18 protein-coding genes and 1 pseudogene are annotated in these 18,727 nt (G+C 68.3%); 4 read left to right on the forward strand and 15 right to left on the reverse strand.

The window, feature by feature from the left end:
* Window positions 1–217: 217 nt before the first annotated feature.
* From trpA to trpB, 3 genes are read right to left on the reverse strand one after another with little or no spacing between them, the layout of a single operon-like run.
* Complete coding sequence (trpA, locus tag AC5P5R_RS21095) at window positions 218–1,027, reverse strand: tryptophan synthase subunit alpha (RefSeq protein WP_024958316.1); 810 nt, start codon at window positions 1,025–1,027, stop codon at window positions 218–220.
* A 1-nt stretch (window position 1,028) separates the two neighbouring features.
* Window positions 1,029–1,709, reverse strand: a complete 681-nt coding sequence (locus AC5P5R_RS21100; RefSeq protein ID WP_062606181.1) for a hypothetical protein — start codon at window positions 1,707–1,709, stop codon at window positions 1,029–1,031.
* Window positions 1,706–2,923, reverse strand: coding sequence for a tryptophan synthase subunit beta (trpB, locus tag AC5P5R_RS21105; protein WP_005410476.1), 1,218 nt, complete (start codon window positions 2,921–2,923; stop codon window positions 1,706–1,708). Before trpB ends, AC5P5R_RS21100 begins: the two co-directional genes overlap by 4 nt.
* Window positions 2,924–3,019: 96 nt before the next feature.
* Here trpB and AC5P5R_RS21110 point away from each other — a divergent pair, with 96 nt between their 5' ends.
* The gene (locus tag AC5P5R_RS21110; RefSeq protein WP_024958314.1) at window positions 3,020–3,907 is read left to right on the forward strand and encodes a LysR family transcriptional regulator; all 888 of its coding nucleotides are present in this window, start codon (window positions 3,020–3,022) and stop codon (window positions 3,905–3,907) included.
* Window positions 3,908–3,954: 47 nt separating this feature from the next.
* On the opposite strand, the pseudogene AC5P5R_RS21115 reads toward AC5P5R_RS21110, so the two are convergent.
* The 10 genes and pseudogenes from AC5P5R_RS21115 to prmB form a co-directional block, all read right to left on the reverse strand.
* Window positions 3,955–4,167, reverse strand: a pseudogene (locus tag AC5P5R_RS21115) (peptidoglycan-binding protein); the annotation flags it as partial.
* A 1-nt stretch (window position 4,168) separates the two neighbouring features.
* On the reverse strand, window positions 4,169–4,858 hold the full coding sequence (locus AC5P5R_RS21120) for a hypothetical protein (protein ID WP_100438776.1): 690 nt from the start codon (window positions 4,856–4,858) through the stop codon (window positions 4,169–4,171).
* A 280-nt stretch (window positions 4,859–5,138) separates the two neighbouring features.
* Window positions 5,139–5,795 (reverse strand): phosphoribosylanthranilate isomerase, encoded by a 657-nt coding sequence (locus AC5P5R_RS21125; protein WP_005410480.1) that lies wholly within the window; start codon window positions 5,793–5,795, stop codon window positions 5,139–5,141.
* Window positions 5,792–6,562: a tRNA pseudouridine(38-40) synthase TruA gene (gene truA, locus AC5P5R_RS21130; protein ID WP_012480891.1), complete on the reverse strand. Its 771-nt coding sequence runs from the start codon at window positions 6,560–6,562 to the stop codon at window positions 5,792–5,794. Before truA ends, AC5P5R_RS21125 begins: the two co-directional genes overlap by 4 nt.
* A gap of 32 nt (window positions 6,563–6,594) precedes the next feature.
* Window positions 6,595–6,957 (reverse strand): VOC family protein, encoded by a 363-nt coding sequence (locus AC5P5R_RS21135; protein ID WP_100438777.1) that lies wholly within the window; start codon window positions 6,955–6,957, stop codon window positions 6,595–6,597.
* A gap of 26 nt (window positions 6,958–6,983) precedes the next feature.
* Entirely contained in the window at window positions 6,984–9,044 is a 2,061-nt protein-coding gene (locus AC5P5R_RS21140; protein WP_111723020.1) for a FimV/HubP family polar landmark protein, read from the reverse strand.
* A 150-nt stretch (window positions 9,045–9,194) separates the two neighbouring features.
* The gene (locus tag AC5P5R_RS21145) at window positions 9,195–10,223 is read right to left on the reverse strand and encodes an aspartate-semialdehyde dehydrogenase (protein ID WP_005410484.1); all 1,029 of its coding nucleotides are present in this window, start codon (window positions 10,221–10,223) and stop codon (window positions 9,195–9,197) included.
* A 91-nt stretch (window positions 10,224–10,314) separates the two neighbouring features.
* Window positions 10,315–11,352 (reverse strand): 2-hydroxyacid dehydrogenase, encoded by a 1,038-nt coding sequence (locus AC5P5R_RS21150; protein WP_100438779.1) that lies wholly within the window; start codon window positions 11,350–11,352, stop codon window positions 10,315–10,317.
* The gene (aroC, locus tag AC5P5R_RS21155) at window positions 11,345–12,448 is read right to left on the reverse strand and encodes a chorismate synthase (RefSeq protein ID WP_100438780.1); all 1,104 of its coding nucleotides are present in this window, start codon (window positions 12,446–12,448) and stop codon (window positions 11,345–11,347) included. The genes AC5P5R_RS21150 and aroC overlap by 8 nt, the downstream gene beginning before the upstream one ends.
* Window positions 12,445–13,374, reverse strand: coding sequence for a 50S ribosomal protein L3 N(5)-glutamine methyltransferase (gene prmB, locus AC5P5R_RS21160; protein ID WP_005410487.1), 930 nt, complete (start codon window positions 13,372–13,374; stop codon window positions 12,445–12,447). The genes aroC and prmB overlap by 4 nt, the downstream gene beginning before the upstream one ends.
* A gap of 123 nt (window positions 13,375–13,497) precedes the next feature.
* On the opposite strand from prmB, the gene AC5P5R_RS21165 reads away from it, so the two are divergent.
* Window positions 13,498–14,148, forward strand: coding sequence for an SCO family protein (locus AC5P5R_RS21165; protein ID WP_005410488.1), 651 nt, complete (start codon window positions 13,498–13,500; stop codon window positions 14,146–14,148).
* Window positions 14,145–14,987 carry an archaetidylserine decarboxylase gene (gene asd, locus AC5P5R_RS21170; RefSeq protein ID WP_005410489.1) on the forward strand — a complete coding sequence of 281 codons (843 nt, stop codon included), beginning with the start codon at window positions 14,145–14,147 and terminating at the stop codon, window positions 14,985–14,987. Before AC5P5R_RS21165 ends, asd begins: the two co-directional genes overlap by 4 nt.
* Window positions 14,988–15,077: 90 nt before the next feature.
* Here asd and AC5P5R_RS21175 read toward each other — a convergent pair whose 3' ends face one another.
* Complete coding sequence (locus AC5P5R_RS21175) at window positions 15,078–15,425, reverse strand: ribonuclease E inhibitor RraB (RefSeq protein WP_005410490.1); 348 nt, start codon at window positions 15,423–15,425, stop codon at window positions 15,078–15,080.
* A gap of 22 nt (window positions 15,426–15,447) precedes the next feature.
* Window positions 15,448–17,052, reverse strand: coding sequence for a transglycosylase SLT domain-containing protein (locus tag AC5P5R_RS21180; protein WP_043034818.1), 1,605 nt, complete (start codon window positions 17,050–17,052; stop codon window positions 15,448–15,450).
* A gap of 122 nt (window positions 17,053–17,174) precedes the next feature.
* Between AC5P5R_RS21180 and AC5P5R_RS21185 the strand changes: the two genes are divergently transcribed.
* A complete protein-coding gene (locus tag AC5P5R_RS21185) occupies window positions 17,175–18,677 on the forward strand; it encodes a helicase HerA-like domain-containing protein (RefSeq protein ID WP_164281708.1) in 1,503 nt (500 codons plus the stop codon).
* Window positions 18,678–18,727: the final 50 nt, after the last annotated feature.

The raw sequence follows: 18,727 nt of genomic DNA on the forward strand, positions 1-18,727 counted from the left end.
CCATGGGTAGTGCCGGCCGCTGGCCGGCAGCCCCTTACGTGCAGACCCAGGGGTAGTGCCGGCCGCTGGCCGGCAGCCCCTACGTGCAGACCCATGGGTAGTGCCGGCCGCTGGCCGGCAGCCCCTTACGTGCAGACCCATGGGTAGTGCCGGCCGCTGGCCGGCAGCACTTGCATGTGGCCGTCAGGAAGATGCCGGCCGGCGGCCGGCACGACCGTTACGCGTCCAGCGCCTGCCGCAGCGGGGCCAGGAAAGCTCCAGCGCGCTGCGCGGCCTCTTCAGCCGAGCCCGCTTCGGCCAACACCGCCACCAGTGCACTGCCAACCACCACGCCATCGGCCTGGCGCGCCATCGCCGCCGCACTGGCGGCGTCCTTGATGCCGAAGCCAGCAACCACCGGCACTGAAGCGCGCGCGCGCAGGGCCTGCAGGCGGGCACTGGCGGCATCGCTGTCCAGGCGTTCGGACGCGCCGGTGACACCGGCAAAGCTGACGTAGTAGAGATAGCCACGGGCCAGCGCCAGCAGCTTGTCGGCCCGCGCTTCGCTGGTGGTCGGCGACGCCAGCAGGACCAGTGCCAGGCCGGCTGCATCGAAGGCCTGCTGCGCTTCACCCGCTTCTTCCGGCGGCAGGTCGACCAGCAGTACGCCGTCCACGCCTGCGTCGACGGCGGCCTTGGCGAAGGCCGCGTAGCCATGGATCTCCACCGGGTTGAGGTAGCCCATCAGCACCACCGGGGTCTGCGCGTCGCGCTCGCGGAACTGCGCCACGGCCTGCAGGACGTAGCGGCTGCCAGCCCCCCGTGCCAGCGCGCGCTCGGAGCTGCGCTGGATGGTCGGGCCATCGGCCATCGGGTCGGAGAACGGCACGCCCAGCTCGATCACATCGGCACCGGCATCGACCAGCGCGTGCATGACCGGCACCGTGGCCTCCAGCGAGGGATCACCGGCGGTGACGAAGGGGATAAGTGCCTTGCGCTGCTGCTCGCGCAGGCGCTGGAAACAGGCATCGAGTCGGGATACGGGCATCTCAGGCACATCCTTCAATCAGTTCAATCGCATCGCTGGTCCCCCAGTACATCCGGGTGACCTTCCCTTCATAGAGTTCCAGGCGGATGCCCAGGTCCGAGCCCGGGTCCTGCCAGGTGAGGTACTCGCCCTGGTCGCCGTCATAGGCATGCGGACTGGACACCGGCGGATTCGGAAACTGCGCCATGGCCTGTGCGCGGGTCATGCCGACGCGCAGGCCAAACGGACCGGGCTGCTCAACCGGCAGCTCCGGGTCGTCACCCGGCTTCAGATCGAAACGCACCACGCGCTCGTCATCGGTCATCATCGACACGCCGGCCGGCAGCGCCTTGCCATCGTAGTACTCGCAGTCGCCTTCGAAGAACTCCTTCGCGCCCTGCGCTTTCCAGGGACCCAGGGCCTTCAGGTCACTCATGTGCTGGCCGACCAGCACCTCGCCGGCATGATCCAGCGCCACCGAGGCCACTGCAGGCACGTCGTCGCTGTCCGCGCCTTGCGCAGACGGTGGATCGACGATCGGCGTACGCGCCATCGGGTCGAGGTCATCATTGGCGGCCGGCTGCTGGGCCGGCTGCGTGGTGGCCTTGGCGGCCGGTGCCAGCACCGGCGGTTCCGGCGGCTGGCACGCGGCCAGGCCCAACGCCAGCAGAAGCACGCCGCTGTTGCGCAGCAGCGCGCTCACAGGACCAGCCCTTCGCGCGCGGCGATGGTGTGCACGTCCTTGTCACCGCGGCCGGATAGATTGCAGAGGACGATCTGGTCACGCGGTCGCTCACGCGCCAGCTTGATCGCCTGCGCCAACGCATGGCTGGACTCCAGTGCCGGCAGGATGCCTTCGGTATGCGCCAGCAGATGGAAAGCCTGCAGCGCTTCCTCGTCGGTGATGCCGAGGTACCGTGCGCGACCGGTATCGGCCAGGAATGCGTGCTCCGGGCCGACGCCCGGATAGTCCAGGCCGGCTGATACCGAGTGGGTCTCGATGATCTGGCCGTCGTCGTCGCACAGCACATAGGTGCGGTTGCCGTGCAGCACACCCGGGCGACCGGCAGCGATCGAAGCGGCGTGACGGCCGGTGTTGATGCCGTCACCGGCGGCTTCGGCGCCGACGATCTCGACCTGGCGGTCGTTGAGGAAGGCATGGAACAGGCCGATGGCATTGCTGCCGCCGCCCACGCAGGCGGTGATCGCATCGGGCAGGCGGCCGTATTCGGCCAGCATCTGCTCACGCGCTTCGCGGCCGACGATGGCGTTGAAGTCACGGACCATGCGCGGATACGGATCCGGACCGGCGACCGTACCGATGATGTAGAAGGTGTCCTGCACGTTGGTCACCCAGTCGCGCATCGCTTCGTTGAGTGCGTCCTTCAGGGTGGCCGAGCCGGAAGTGACCGGCACCACCGTCGCGCCCAGCAGCTTCATGCGGTAAACATTGATCTTCTGCCGCTCGATGTCGGTGGCGCCCATGTACACCACGCATTCCAGGCCCAGCCGCGCGGCAACCGTGGCACTGGCCACGCCATGCTGGCCGGCCCCGGTCTCGGCAATGATGCGCTTCTTGCCCATCCGCGCGGCCAGCAAGGCCTGGCCGATGGTGTTGTTGATCTTGTGCGCGCCGGTGTGGTTCAGGTCCTCGCGCTTGAGCAGGATCTGCGCGCCACCGACGTGATCGCTCAGGCGCTGGGCGTGATAGATCGGGCTCGGCCGGCCCACGTAGTGCGCCAGATCGCGGTCATAGGCCAGCTGGAATGCGGGATCCTGGCGCGCCTGGTCATAGGCCTGGGCCAGTTCCTGCAGCGGACCGACCAGGGTTTCGGCAACGAAACTGCCGCCATAGCGGCCGAAGTGGCCCTGGGCATCCGGGAAGGCGTGATAGTCGGCAATGGGGGAGGCAGACATGGATACGACCGGTGGTTCAGACAGGTGGATACTCTAGCGCACGGGTCATGACCGGAAAATGGATATTATCTGGCGCATATCGTCAGGAAATCTCACATGAGCCGTTCCCTGCTGCCTCCCCTCAATGCGCTGCGCGCGTTCGAAGCGACGGCCCGCCTTGGCGGCGTTGGGCGGGCCGCGCAGGACCTGCACGTCACCCACGGCGCGGTCAGCCGGCAGTTGAAGCTGCTGGAGGATCACCTTGGCCTGGCGTTGTTCCAGCGGGCCGGCCGTGGCCTGCGCCTGACCGCTGCGGGCACGCGGCTGCAGGCAGCATGCAGCGAGGCCTTCAGCGGCATCGAAGACTGCGTGCGCGAACTGCGGCGGCCGACAGCAGCCCCGGCGCTGGTACTGGGCTGCAGTGGCAGCGTGCTGGCGCGCTGGATGATTCCACGACTGCCAGCATTGCAGGCTGCCCTGCCCGGCGTGCGCCTGCAGTGGTCGGCGCTGGATGGCAGCTTCACCGAGGCGCAGGCCGCACTGGACGCGGTGCTGCTGCTGGCGCAGGGGCCGTGGCCACGAGGCTGGCAGGTACGCGAGCTGGCGCCGGAACGGGTCGGCGTGGTGGTGGCGCCATCGCATCCGGCCGCGCAGCGCCTGCGGCATGCACCGCCGTCGGCGCTGCTGCAGGAGACGCTGCTGCACACCAGCTCACGGCCGCAGGCATGGCCGGCATGGGCACAGGCGCACGATCTGGACGTGTCGAAGCTGCAGCTGGGCACCGCCTTCGAGCACCTGTACTACCTGCTGGAAGCCGCGGTAGCCGGGCTGGGCCCGGCGATCGCACCGGAACCGCTGGTGGCCGAAGACCTGGCCGCAGGCCGGCTGGTCGCACCGTGGGGATTTACCGCCACCGGCGGCTTCTGGGTGCTGGCGCGGCCGGATGGCCCGGCCGATGCACGGGTGGACGCCCTGGCCGACTGGGCAGCAGCACAGCTGCGATGAGACAAGGCTCCGGGTGGCGTTCGCCCCCGAAGCCGGCAACACAAGCCTCAGCGACCGCCCATCGCGACCCGCTGCTGCTCCTCATGCACCCGCTGCTGGTGCGACGGATCTGCCAGCAGCTTGGCACTGGCCTGCTCCAGCGGCGGTGGCGCCTGAGCCAGATCGATGGCGGTGCGGAAGCCCGGCGTCGCGCCGATCACGAACGCCTTGCCATCCTGCACCGTGATGCTCTGCAGCTTGTCGGCCGCATCGATACCGTGATTACATTCCGTTGGAAAACACGTCGAGCACGTCCGCACTGACCCAGCCCTGCGCGCAGTTCCCGGCGTAACGTCCCGGCGCCGCCACATGGCAGGCCTCGCCCCCCGTGTTCGCCAGGCCAGTGATCGGCCTGTCGCCATAGGTGTCACACAACGTGTTGCCCTTGCACTTGCCGACCGTTGCTGCGGGAACCGCCACGACGTAATAGAACAGCGGATTCTGTCCGGTACGCCCGATGCCCTGCACGCAGACCAGCTGCCCCTTCGACAGCTTTGCGGTCACGCTGGCCTTGCTGCCGGTGGATGGCACCGCATTCAACGTCTCCACGCCCTTGGCGTCGGCTACGCCCGCGAAGAAGCCCTGGTCGCCACAGTCCGGCGACAGTTCGACATCGTAGAAATCACCGCTGTCCACATCGCCGGCCGTGCAGCCGCTGCCCGTATTGGCGTTGCTGCATTTCACGCCACTGGCCTGGATCAGCGCCGCTAGGCCGTCGGCAGCCGGTGCTGCCGCCGGAACCGTCGCCGGTGCTGTGGCGGCTGCGCCTGCCGGTGTGGCAGCGGCCGGTGCCGATGCGGTCGGGGCGGACGAGTCACCGCCCGCACACGCGCCCAATGCAAGCAGCAGGTCGGGCATGATCGTCAGGCGGGCCAGGCGGATACGGTGGGAAGAGAGATGGGGCATATCCATTGCGTCCTCGTTCGAAAACCAAGGCGTATCTCAGGGGTGCGGCCAGCGACACGCACACCGCATCGCACCCAGCCAGGTCAGGCCGGGCCCATTGTGTCCGATCAGATGCTCGGGAGTGTCGACTTCCTGGCGCTGGATCCTGAATTACCCGAAAGTGGGATGCTCACCGCATTCAGTAGACGTCCGCCTTCATGGCACGGCACGCGACAGGCAAGAACACAGACCCGGCGGAATGCACCGTCGGCGATGACGTTCCGGGTGCGCCCTCAGGGGGCGCGGATCACTCCAGGACCGTGCAGTCCGCGCGGCGCACTTCCTCGACGAAGGTGCGCATCCTGTAGCCGTCCTTGATGCCCGGCTCCAGTTCGATGCCGCTGGACACGTCCACGCCCCAGGGAAGCGTGGCCAGCACAGCGTCGTAGACGTTTTCCGGGTTCAGCCCACCGGCCAGCAGGAACGGCCGGTGCAGGCCGGTCGGGATACGGCCCCAGTCGAAGGCCACGCCGGTACCGCCGCCGCCGCCGGGAGCGTGGCTGTCGAACAGGAACCCCGCCGCGCTCGGGTAACGCAGCTGCAACGTGCGCGCATTGACCTCTTCCCGCCCCCCCATGGCGATCGCCTTCAGATAGGGCATGTTGAAGCTGCGGCAGAAGCTCTCGTCTTCCTCGCCATGGAACTGCAGCAGGGTTGGCCGCACCGTGCGCAGCACCTCGCGCACCTCTTCCTTGCTGTTGTTGCGGAACAGGGCCACCACATCAACCATCGGCGCGATCGCCTGGCGCATCGCGCGTGCTTCGGCAGGCGCAACCCGGCGGCTGCTCTCGCGGGCAAAGATGAAACCCACTGCGTCCACGCCCAGCTCACCGGCCAGGCGGACATCGCCGGCACGGGTCATGCCACAGAACTTGATGCGCGTGCGGTAGTAGGAGCGGCTCATAGCGTGACCTCGGCGGGCAGATGCCAGTTGTCGGGGTACAGGGGCCCAAGGAACACCAGGCCCTGCGGCGGTGCGGTGGGACCGGCTACGGTGCGATCGCGCCCGGCCAGCAGTTCGGCGATCCATTCCACCGGTTTTTCACCGCTGCCCACCAGGATCAACGATCCGACGATATTGCGGACCATGTGATGAAGGAATGCATTGCCCTGCACGGCCACTTCAATCACTTCGCCCTGGCGGCTGACCTGCAGTGATTGCAGCTCACGCCGCGCATGCAGCGCCTGGCACTGCACGGAGCGGAACGCGCTGAAGTCATTTTCGCCGATCAGGGCCTGGCCGGCGGCGTGCATCAGCGTCTCGTCCAGCGCCCGGCGCTCCCAGCTGAGGGTCTGCCGGTCCAGCGCCGGCCGCACCTCGCGGTTGAGCAGGCGGTAGCGGTAGCGGCGCGCGCGTGCCGAGAAGCGGGCGTGGAAGTCGTCGGCCACCGGCACGCACCAGCGCACCGCGATCGAGCGCGGCAGGCGGGTGGTGGTGCCCAGCATCCAGGCGCGCGGGTCGCGCACCACGTCGGTATCGAAATGGACGACCTGGCACTGGCCATGCACGCCGGCATCGGTGCGGCCGGCGCAGACCACCTGCAGCGGCGTATCGGCCACCGACGACAGGGCCTGCTCAAGGCTGGCCTGCACGCTGGGACCGCCCTCGCCCAGGTTCTGCCAGCCCCTGAAATCGCTGCCGTCGTATTCGACGCCAAGCGCGTAACGCATGTGCTACCTCGATATTGCGTATGGGGCGGCGCTCAGGCCGGATCGCGTTCGGACCAGACCGCCAGTTCGTTGCCACCGGGCTCGACGAACTGGAAGCGGCTGCCACCGGGGAAGGAAAACACCGGGCGCACGATCTCGCCGCCGGCGTCGCGCACGGCGGCCTCGACCGGTGCCAGTGCGTCGGCATACAGCACCGGCAGCGGTGCGCCGCTGTCGCTGGCCCGCTGCGGCTGGCCGCGGAAGAAGCCGCCCTGCAGGCGGCCATCGTCGAACGCCGTGTAGTCGCTGCCGTAATCGACGAACGACCAGCCGAACACCTTCTCGAAGAAGGCGCGGCTTGCGGCCGGGTCGCTGGAAGCGAATTCAACGTAGTCGATGCGACGCTCGCGGCTCATGGCAGGGTCCTTGTCGGCAGGTTCGGTCACGGCAGGCGGGCCAGCAGTTCGCGGGCCTGGGCCTGGCTGTGCAGGTCACCGCCTTCGGCGACTTCCAGCAACAGGGTGCGCGCGGTCTGCGCGTCGCCCAGATCGAGGTAGGCAATGGCCAGTTCCAGGCGCTCCTGGCCGGCACGCGGCGACCAGCCCGCGTCGCCGACGGGCGCGGCCGCGCTCGGCGCGATATCGTCGGAATGAGAGGCCTCGACGCTGCCATCGTCGATGCTGTCGATGGCTTCCGGACGTACGGTATCCGCCGGAGCCTCGTTCTCATGCGCGTCAGCCGGCAGATCGAACACTCCGCGGAACTGCGGCTGCTGTTCGGCATGCAGTGCGTAGTCCGGCACCGCCACTTCGGCCGGCGCCTGCGGTACAACGCGTTCGTCCTGCAGCGGCTCGGCGACGACACCCTCGTCGCCGGTGGTTGCGGAATCGTCCCAGCGCGGCAGATCGGTCACCGCTTCAGGCAACGCCACCGCGTCCTCGTCGCGCAGTGTCTCGGCCTGCCATTCGGCCCGCACCGCGTGCTCGGCGACGGGTTCGGCGACCACCACGTCGTGCACTTCGGTTTCGGTCGCCCAGGCAGGCATCGCCGGTTCCTGGCGGCCATTGTCGGCAACAGCCGACGACCACGAGGACTGCTCGGCCAGCGTATCCAGCGCCGCACCTGCCGGCACCGCTGCGGCCAGGCCGGCGGCATCGTCTTCCTCACGCAGCGGCGGCAGCGGCGACGGCTTGCGACGACGCAGCAGCCAGGCCGCGCCCGCCGCCAACAGCAACACCGGCAGCCCCAGCCAGTACCACGGCGTTGCCGCATCACGGGAACCCGGCGCCTGTGCCAGGCGCTGCTGCGCGGCGGCCAGGTCGTTGTCCTTCATCGCGATCAGCGATTGCTGCTGTTCCTTCAGCTTCTCCAGATCGGCCACGCGCTGCTTCAGTTCACCGATCTCGGCATCGCGGGTGGCGATGTCCTCACGCGCCTGTCGCAGTTGTTCGTTGCCCAGCATGTCACCCTCGCTGCCGGCAGCGGTGCCGGTGGTTGTGCCCGCGTGCGCGGCGTCGGACGCCAGCGCCGGAGCGATCTCAAGTCGTGCCCCGTTGGCGGCAGCCGGGGAAGAAGCGTTCGCGGTTGCCGCCTTGGCGGCCGGCGCGACCGCACCCGCCGGTTGCGGCACGGTGCGCGCCTGCCGCCATTGCGCGGCGTGCTCGCGTACCAGCGCGGTGGCCTCGGCGGCATCGACAGCGGCAAGCGCATCGCTGCCCGGCACGCGCAGCACCGCGCCCTGCTTGAGCAGATTGACGTTGCCACGGATGAAGGCTTCGGGATTGGCGCGCAGCAGGGCGATCATCGCGCGGTCGCGGCTGACCTGGTTGCCACGCGCCACCGCGCTGGCGATCTGCGACAGGGTCTGACCGCGCTGTACGGTGACGCTGCCATCGGCCGCCGGTGCAGCGACCGGCGCGGAGGCCGCACGCGGGCGTGCCGGTGCAGGCGCCACCGCAGGTGGCGGCGTAGTGGGCGCCTCTGCCGCTGGCACCGTTGCCGAAGCCGGTGCAGGTTCGCGCACGATGGTATTGGAGAGCGTGCCTGCCGGCGCGACGATCTCCGGCTCGGCCACGGCCAGTGCGCTGGACGGCGCGTCGACCAGCGCGGAATACTCGCGCACCAGGCGGCCCTGGCCCCAGTCAGCTTCGATCAGGAAGCTCAGCGATGGCGTCTCCACCGGGGCCTGCGAGGTGACGCGCACCACCGCCCTGCCCTGCGCATTGCGGGTCAGCTCGAACTGCAGCTCGCTGACCAGCCCGGTCGGCCGTTGCAGGCCGACGCGTTCGAAGGTGACCGGCGAGGCCAGCGCCACGCGCAGGTTTTCCAGTTCGGACGGGTCCGCCGACACCACCGGGATTTCGGCCAGCAATGGCTGCCCCGGCTTGGACAGGACACGGATGTCTCCCAGGCCCAATGCGAGTGCCGAACTGCTGGCCAGGGCCAGCAGCGCGGTGGAAAGATAGAGGAGCGGGCGCTTTGCGCCCCTGGCCCGTTTATTCATGGGCGACACTATAAAGCGTGCGGACCGGGGTCCGCACCCACCGGAAAGACCCTTTAGGTAGTGCCGGCCGCTGGCCGGCATGCACTCCGGCACAAGGATCACGGCAATGCCGGCCAGCGGCCGGCACTACCGGTGAGGCAACCGCTGTGATCAGCGCTGCTCGGCGGCGACCAGCTCGGCCAGCTGCACGGCATTCAACGCCGCGCCCTTGCGCACGTTGTCCGACACGATCCACAGGTTCAGGCCGCGCGGGTGCGAGAGGTCCTCGCGGATGCGGCCGACGTACACCGCGTCCGTGCCCGAGGCGTGGGTGACCGGGGTTGGGTAACCACCGGCTTCGTGACGATCCACCACTTCGATGCCCGGCGACTGCTCCAGCAGCGCGCGCGCTTCGGCGACGGTGACCTTGTCGCGGGTCTCGATCGCCACCGACTCGGAGTGGCCGTAGAACACCGGCACGCGCACCGCAGTCGGGTTCACCAGGATGCTGTCGTCGCCGAGGATCTTGCGGGTTTCCCAGATCAGCTTCATTTCTTCCTTGGTGAAGCCATTGTCCTGGAAGTCGTCGATGTGCGGGATCAGGTTGAAGGCGATCTGCACCGGGAAGCGCTGCGGATCGATTTCCTGGAAGCTCAGCAGCTGGCCGGTCTGCTTGCCCAGTTCCTCGGTAGCCGAACGGCCGCCGCCGGACACCGATTGGTAGGTGGAGACGTTGATACGTTCGATGCCGTACTTGCGGTGCAGTGGCGCCAGCGCCACCAGCATCTGCATGGTCGAGCAGTTCGGGTTGGCGATGATGCCGCGCGGACGGTTGGCCACCTGTTCCGGATTGACCTCGGACACCACCAGCGGCACGTCATCGTCGTAACGGAAGGCCGAAGAGTTGTCGATCACCACCGCACCGGCAGCGGCGAACTTCGGTGCGTATTCCTTGGACACACTGCCACCGGCCGAGAACAGCGCGATCTCGACACCGCTCGGATCAAAGGTGGCCAGGTCCTGCACCTTGACCTTCTGGCCGTTGAATTCGATCTCGCCGCCGGCCGAACGCTCGGAAGCCAGGACGCTCAGGGTACCGACCGGGAAACCACGCTCGGCCAGGATCGACAACATGGTCTCGCCGACCGCACCGGTGGCACCGACGACGGCGACGTGGAAACTGCGCTGTGCATTGCTCATGGGGGAACTCTCACGAAAACGGGAATGGGGAAGAAACACGCACGACAGCTGGGTTCGGGGAACCTCCTCAAGCGGGGCGCGCGGAGGTTCCCTATCGTTTCCCGGTTTTTTTGCCCAGCGTCACGCGCGCGGCCATCGCCGCGTCAGCGTTGATCGCGCTCGGCATGCACGAGGGTGCGCCATCCAGGCCGAGCCCGGCAACCAGATTATCCACGGCCAGCTGTACCATCGCCGTGCGCGTGGCGAGCGAGGCACTTCCGATATGCGGCGTGAGCACGACATTGCGCAGCGCCAGCAGTTCGGGGCGCACCGTCGGCTCGCCCTCGTAGACATCCAGGCCGGCAGCGGCCAGACGGCCTCGGGCAAGCGCGTCGGCCAACGCCAGTTCGTCGACAATGCCGCCGCGGGCGATGTTCACCAGGGTGGCTGAGGGCCTCATCTTCGCCAGCGCAGCCGCATCGATGATGTGATGCGAGGCCGGCGTGTAGGGCAGCACGGTGACCAGGTGGTCGGACTGCGCCAGCAGCGTGTCCAGGTCCACGTAGGTCGCGCCGAGCGCAGCCTCGGTCTCGGCCGGAAGGCGCGAACGGTTGTGGTACAGCACCTTCATGCCGAAACCATGCGCGCCGCGGCGGGCGATGCCCTGGCCGATGCGGCCCATGCCGAGGATGCCCAGCGTGCTGCCATGGATGTCTGCGCCGAGCATGGTCTGGAACGACCATTGCTGCCACTGGCCTTCGCGCAGCCAGCGCTCGGATTCGGTGATCCGGCGCGCGGTCGCCATCAACAGGGCGAAACCGAGATCGGCGCTGGTTTCGGTCAGGACGTCCGGCGTGTTGCTGGCGAGGATGCCGGCTGCGCTGAGCGCATCGACATCCAGGTTGTTGTAGCCGACGCCGACATTGGCGATCACCTGCAGCTGCGCGGCATCGGCCACCTGGGCCGCACCGATGCGCTCGTTGAGGGTGATGATCGCGCCGTCGACGCCGGCCAGCTGTTCGGCGATCTGGTCGGGCGACCAGGCGGTGACCACATCGGTGCTGCGCAGCTGCACGCGATCGCGCAGCGGCGCGATGGCCGCGTCGATCAGCGGCTGGCTCACCCACACGGTCAGCCGCGTGTCAGCCATCGATCTGCCCGGGAATGCGCGGGGTGATCGTGCCGACATCGCCGCACTGCGCGCGATGGCGCAGCGCCTGGTCCATCAGCACCATCGCCACCATCGCCTCGGCGATCGGGGTGGCGCGGATGCCGACGCAGGGATCGTGGCGACCGGTGGTGACCACCTCGACCACGTTGCCGGCGGTGTCCAGCGACGGGCCCGGCAGGCGCAGGCTGGAGGTCGGCTTCAGGGCGATCGAGGCGACCACCGGCTGGCCGGTGGAGATGCCACCGAGGATGCCGCCGGCATGGTTGCTGGCGAAGCCCTGCGGGGTCAGCAGGTCACGGTGTTCGGTGCCCTTCTGTGCGGCGCTGGCGAAACCGTCACCGATCTCAACGCCCTTCACCGCGTTGATGCTCATCAGCGCGGCGGCCAGTTCGCCATCGAGCTTGCCGTAGATCGGCTCGCCCCAGCCCGGCGGCACGTTGTCGGCGACCACGTCCACGCGCGCGCCGACCGAATCACCGGACTTGCGCAGCGCATCCATGTACGCCTCCAGCTCGGGCACCTGTGCGGCATGCGGCCAGAAGAACGGATTGTCTTCCACCGCCGACCAGTCGAAACCAGCCGGGGTGATGTCGCCCAGCTGCGACAGGTAGCCGCGCACGGTCACGCCGAAGCGTTCGGCCAGCCACTTCTTGGCGACCACGCCGGCGGCCACGCGCATGGTGGTCTCGCGTGCCGAGGAACGGCCACCACCGCGCGGGTCGCGGATGCCGTACTTGTGCCAGTAGCTGTAGTCGGCATGACCTGGCCGGAACTGCTGGCCGATGTTCGCGTAATCCTTGCTGCGCTGGTCGGTGTTGCGGATCAGCAGCGCGATCGGCGTGCCGGTGGTCAGGCCCTCGTACACGCCGGACAGGATCTCGACCTCATCGGCCTCGCGGCGGGACGAGGTGTGCCGGCTCTTGCCGGTCGCGCGACGCTGCAGGTCATGGGCGAATTCGGCCGCGTCCAGCGCCAGCCCCGGAGGGCAGCCATCGATCACGCAGCCGATGGCCGGCCCGTGCGACTCGCCGAACGTGGTGACGGTGAACAGCTTGCCGAACGAATTGGAGCTCACGGGCGCTGCGCCGCCAGTTCGGTGATGCGCGCGCTGTGGGCGATCAGCTCGCGGCACTCGACCGCGAAGATGCCCATCTGGCCGACCTTGAACTCGATCCAGGCGAAGTCGACTTCCGGCAGCAGCTTGATCAGGTGCTGCTCGGATTCGCCCACTTCGCAGATCAGCAGGCCGTCCTCGCTCAGGTGCAGCGGGGCGTCACGCAGGATCTTCAGCACCAGGTCCAGGCCGTCGTCGCCGGCACGCAGGCCCATTTCCGGCTCGTAGGAGTACTCCTGCGGCAGGGCATCGGTCTCGTCGTTGGTGACGTACGGCGGATTGGTGACGATCAGGTCGTAGTGGCGACCGGTCAGGCCGTTGAACAGGTCCGACTTGAGCAGGGTGACGTTGTGCGCCTGCAGGCGCTCCTTGTTTTCTTCGGCAAGCGACAATGCATCGTCGCTCAGGTCGACGCCGTCCACTTCCCAGTTCGGGTAGTAGTGACCCATGGCAATGGCGATGCAGCCCGAGCCGGTGCACAGGTCCAGCGCACGGCTGACATCGCGGCCGGCCAGCCACGGCTCGAAGCCGCATTCGATCAGTTCGGCGATCGGCGAGCGCGGCACCAGGGCGCGCTTGTCGCTCTTGAAGCTCAGGCCGGCGAACCAGGCCTCACCGGTCAGGTAGGCGGCCGGGATGCGTTCGTCGATGCGACGCTGGAACAGCTCCAGCACGCGCAGCTTCTCGGCCTGCAGCAGGCGCGCCTGGCCATAGGCCGGGCCGAGGTCGTGCGGCAGGTGCAGGCTGTGCAGCACCAGCTGGGTGGCCTCGTCCAGCGCATTGTCGTAGCTGTGCCCGAAGGTCAGTCCGGCTTCGTTGAAACGGCTGGTGCCGTAGCGGATCAGATCGATGATCGTGTGGAGTTCGGCGGCCGTTTCAGCGGTCATGGCGGTACTGCGGGCAAAGTGGCCCCCGATTATAGGGGCTGGCGCCCGTGGCGGCATCCGTTGCGGCGGAAACGATTCGGGCCACAGCCGGTATGATGGGGCCCACTTCGCGCGGGAGCCCCCATGTTCAATCGCAACGCCGGCATCATCCTGCTGATCGCCCTGGCGGCGGGTCTCGGCCTGCTGGCCGCCCAGCAGCTGTTCGCGCCGAAGCCGCCGGCCAATGCCCCGGCCACCGAAGCGATCACGCTGTACCCGCAGCCGCGCGAACTGCCCGACTTCAACCTGGCCCAGTCCGACGGCACCCGCCTGATCCCGGGCGAACTGAAGGGCCACTGGACCCTGGTATTCCTGGGCTTCACCTTCTGCCCGGACGTCTGCCCGACCACCCTGGCCGAGCTGGCCGGCGCACAGAACCAGTGGGAAGCCCTGCCCGACAGCCTGCGCCCGCGCGTGCTGTTCATCTCGGTCGACCCGGACCGCGACAGCGCCACCCGCCTCGGCGAGTACGTGCACGGCTTCCACAAGGACACCCTGGCCGCCACCGCTGACGTTCCCTCGCTGGAGCGCTTCGCCACCTCGTTGGGCTTCGTGTTCCAGAAGGTGCCGGGCAAGCATTTCGACGAGAACCCCGAGGATTACACCGTCGAGCATTCGGCCAGCCTGGCCGTGCTCGACCCGCAGGGCCGCCTTGCCGGCCTGGTACGCCCCCCGTTCAACGCGCCGGCCATTGCCCGCGACCTGCAGAAGCTGACCGAGAAAACCGCCCCATGAGCCTCACCACCGCCCTGACGTACGCCCTGCCACACCGCCTGCTGTCCTCGATGGCGCGTTCGCTGGCGTACTCGGACGATCCGCGCGTATCGCGCTGGCTGATCGACACGGTCACCCGCAAGTTCAACGTCAACCTGGACGAAGCGGCCAACCCGGACCCGCGCAGCTATGCGACGTTCAACCAGTTCTTCACCCGTGCGCTGAAGCCGGGTGCGCGCGTGGCTGACGCCGATCCGCGCAGCCTGGTGATGCCGGCCGACGGCCGCATCAGCCAGCTGGGGAAGATCGAGGCCGGCCGCATCTTCCAGGCCAAGGGCCAGTCATTCACCGCTGCCGAACTGCTGGGCAGTGACGAGGACGCCAAGCCATACAACGATGGCCTCTACGCCACGGTGTACCTGTCGCCGCGCGATTACCACCGCGTGCACATGCCGTGGACCGGCACCCTGCGTGAGACCGTGCACGTGCCGGGGCGCCTGTTCAGCGTTGGTCCGGCGGCAGTGAACGGCGTACCGCGCCTGTTCGCCCGCAACGAGCGCCTGGTCTGCCACTTCGACACCAGCTTCGGCCCGATGGTCAGCGTGATGGTCGGTGCGCTGCTGGTGTCCGGGGTGGAAACCGTGTGGAGCGGCGAAGAGATTCCGCACTATGGCGACCGCATCACCCGCAAGGACTACCGCGGCCAGGGCATCAGGCTGGAGCGCTTTGCCGAGATGGCGCGCTTCAACTACGGCTCCACCGTGATCGTACTGCTGCCGCCGGGCGTGGCTGACTTCGCCCCGCAGCTGGGCGCTGAAAGCCCGGTGCAGCTGGGCCAGGCGCTGGCGAAGCTGCGCTGAGGCTTCGGTAGTGCCGGCCGCTTGCCGGCATCTCCGCTGATCCAACGCGTCGAGCATTGCCGGCCAGCGGCCGGCACTACCGGTCGCGCGTTACTGCAGGGACGGGGCCGGACCGACGTCCATGCCGTCGTAGTCTTCCACGCCCTTCTCCGCGGCCAGCGCTGCGAATTCCTGGTTGCGGCGGTCAAGCGAGGCTTCGTCGTGGATCTCCACGCGCTCCACATGCAGCACGTGGAACGGCGCGTCGCCCTCTTCCGGATCCTGTTCGAACAATTCCACGAAGGTGTAACCCTGCGCCTGCAGGTGCTGCGCCAGTGCCTGCAACGGCTCGGCAGTGGAGTGCACGAAGAAGTACCCCCACAGCAACGGGCCGGTGATGTCCCAGTCGGTGTTTTCGCGGAGGTTGGCGAACAGGTTGCGGGTGTCTTCGAGGTCCATGCGGATTCCAGGGTCGGGGGGATTACTTGTCGCAGCCCTGCAGCTTCAGCGTCTGGCCGTGGCGCAGGCTGTAGGCCGGGGCCTTCAGGCCATTGGCGCGGGCCAGGGTGGGCACGTCGCACTGGAACTTGGCCGCGATGGCGCCCAGGGTTTCACCCCGGCCCACCTTGTGGCTGCGCACCGGCTTCGGGCGCGCCGCCGGGCGCGGCGTGACCACCGGAGCAACCGGCGTGGTCGGCACGCTGGTGGACGCGGCCGCATCGGCCACCGGCACCACGCCGCCCACGGCCACGCTTCCGGTGTAGCTGGTCGCGGCCGGGCGCTTGATTGCTGCGTTCAGATCGGCGGTGATCAGCGTGCGGGCCAGGTCGGCACGCGGGCCACTGACGCAGTTGCGCTGGTACAGGCCGGCGATGCGGGTGGTGGCATTGATCAGCGTGCCGGCCGGGATCCAGCCATCGGCCTCATAGCGCGGGTTGAGGTTGCGCAGCGCGCGCATGTAGCCATCGCGGGTGCCGTGGCTGCCCAGGCAGATGGTCAGTTCGTAGATGGTGGTCGACTTGGCCAGGCGCAGCGTGGCCGGCTGCGCGCTGATCTTCGGGAACTCCACGCCGTACTGCTGCGGGTGCAGGAAGATCCAGGCCGCGGCGATCACCATCGGCACGTAGTCCTTGGTCTCGCCGGGGAACTGGTTGTAGACGCTGTCGGTCCAGAAGCTCTGCCCGGCGCTCTGCTTGAACACGCGCGCGGCGCGGCCTTCGCCACCATTGTAGGCGGCCACCGACATTTCCACGTTGTTGTTCAGTTCGCGCAGGCGTTCGTTGAGGTAGCTGGCGCTGGCTTCGGCGGCGCTGCGCGCGTCAAAGCGGGTGTCGAAGCCGGTGCCGTCCGGGCCGAGGCCGAAGCGGCGGCCGGTGGCCGGCATGAACTGCATCAGGCCCGCCGCGCCGGCGCGCGAGGAGGCATGCACGCGGCCGTTGGATTCCTTGGCCATGATGCCGAACAGCAGCGCTTCGGGCAGGCCACGCTTCTCCCACTCCGGCCACATCACCGCACGCAGGTTCTGGTAGTTCTCGTAGCTGGTCAGCAACGCCGGGCGCATGTCGGTCAGCCAGCGGCGGATGCCGGCCTGCACCGCCGGGTTGTATTCGACCATGCTGTCGAAGGCGTGCCGCTTGTCGTTCAGCAGCGCGGCAGCGCGCGCGGCCTCCGGTACGTCGGCGGTAAGCGGGCCGATGTGGTCGGGGTCGGCTTCCAGGCGATCACCGCCCTCGTCGGCCACGTCATCGCTGGCGGCCGCGTCGGCGTCGTGCTTGAGCAAGCGCTTGTAGCTGGCCAGCAGGGTGCCCATCTGGCAGCCCTTCTGCTTCACGCAGTCGTTGAGGACATCTTCCATGTCCTCCAGCGCGGCGTCGGCTTCGTTGCTGCCCTTGGGGTCGGCATTGGCGACCAGCAGCAGCGCATCGCTGTAACGCTTCTCGGCGACGGTCATGCGCTGCTGCAGCGCATCCACCTTCACCTTGTCCCGGGCCGAAACCCGCTGCGCATGGGCGTCGGGCGCCAGGGAAACCAGGCCGGCCAGGGCCAGCAGCGGCCAACCGCGGGAAATCAGGACAGGAACGGGCATTGATGGCACTGTGTGCGAAACAGGCAGGCAGAGTAGCGGCGCCGCCAAGGTCCGGGCAAGCCGACCTTCGGACCGTCACCGCCGGCGGTTAACATTGGGCTATTCACCACAAGGGCTGGACCATGGATCCGATTCTGCTCGGCAAAGGCATCACCGACGATGTGGCCGTCACCCTGCTGCCGAAACTCGGCAACCGCCACGGCCTGGTGGCCGGCGCCACCGGTACCGGCAAGACCGTGACCCTGATGACCCTGGCCGAGGGCTTCTCGCGGCTGGGCGTGCCGGTGTTCCTGGCCGATGTGAAGGGCGATGTGTCCGGCCTGGCGGTGCCCGGCACCGGCGCCGAGAACCTGCTCAAGCGCGCCGCCGAGATCGGCGTGGCCGACTACGCACCGGCCGCCAGCCCGACCATTTTCTGGGACCTGTACGGCAAGCTGGGTCACCCGGTGCGCACCACGGTCAGCGAGATGGGCCCGACCCTGCTGGCGCGCATCCTCGAGTTGAACGACACCCAGTCCGGCGTGCTCGACATCGTGTTCAAGCTGGCCGACGACCGTGGCCTGCTGCTGGACATGGACGACCTGCGCGCCCTGCTCGGCCTGGTGGCCGAGGAGCGCAAGGACATCTCCACCGAGTACGGCCTGGTCAGCGCGCAGTCCATCGCTGCGATCCAGCGGTCGGTGCTGCGCCTGGCGCAGGATGGCGGCGAGAACTTCTTCGGTGAGCCGGCCCTGGAACTGGCCGACATCATGCGGGTCAATCACGACGGCCGCGGCATGATCGGCATCCTTGCCGCCGACCAGCTGGTGCTCAAGCCGAAGCTGTATTCCACCTTCCTGTTGTGGCTGCTGTCGGAGCTGTTCGAGCAGCTGCCGGAGGTGGGCGACCTGGACAAGCCGAAGCTGGTCTTCATCTTCGACGAAGCGCACCTGCTGTTCGACGATGCACCGCCGTCGCTGGTGCAGCGCATCGAGCAGGTGGTGCGACTGATCCGCTCCAAGGGCGTGGGCGTTTACTTCTGCTCGCAGTTCCCTGATGACGTACCGGGCAACATCCTCGGCCAGCTCGGCAACCGCGTGCAGCATGCGCTGCGTGCATTCACCCCGCGCGACCAGAAGGCAGTGAAGACTGCTGCCGAGACCTTCGTGCCGAACCCGAAGCTGGACGTGGCCAAGGTGCTCAGCCAGCTCGGTACCGGCGAAGCGCTGGTGTCCACGCTGCAGGACAAGGGTGTGCCGATGCCGGTGCAGCAGACGATGATCGCGCCGCCGCGCTGCCGGATGGGGCCGATCACCGACGCCGAGCGTGCCCAGGTGCGTGCCGGCAGCCCGGTCGGCAGCCGCTACGACACGGCGATCAACCGCGAATCGGCCGCCGAACTGCTGGCCCAGCGTGCGCAGAAGACCGTCGAACAGGCGCAGGCACCGGCCGCGCGCAGCCGCGAGCAGGACGAAGCGCAGGAAGGCGGTTTCGGCCAAGCGATCAAGGACGCGATCTTCGGCACCAAGCGCCGCCAGGGCATGATCGAAACCATGGCCAAGCAGACCACGCGCACCGTCGGCACCAAGCTGGGCAACCAGATCGTGCGTGGCATCCTGGGTGGCATCTTCGGCGGCAAGCGCTGATCCGCCACTACTGGGGTCGGATCCCTTTCCTGCGGAAAGGATCCGACCCC

The sequence above is a fragment of the Stenotrophomonas sp. YJH_SMC_19 genome (genome assembly GCF_059367915.1).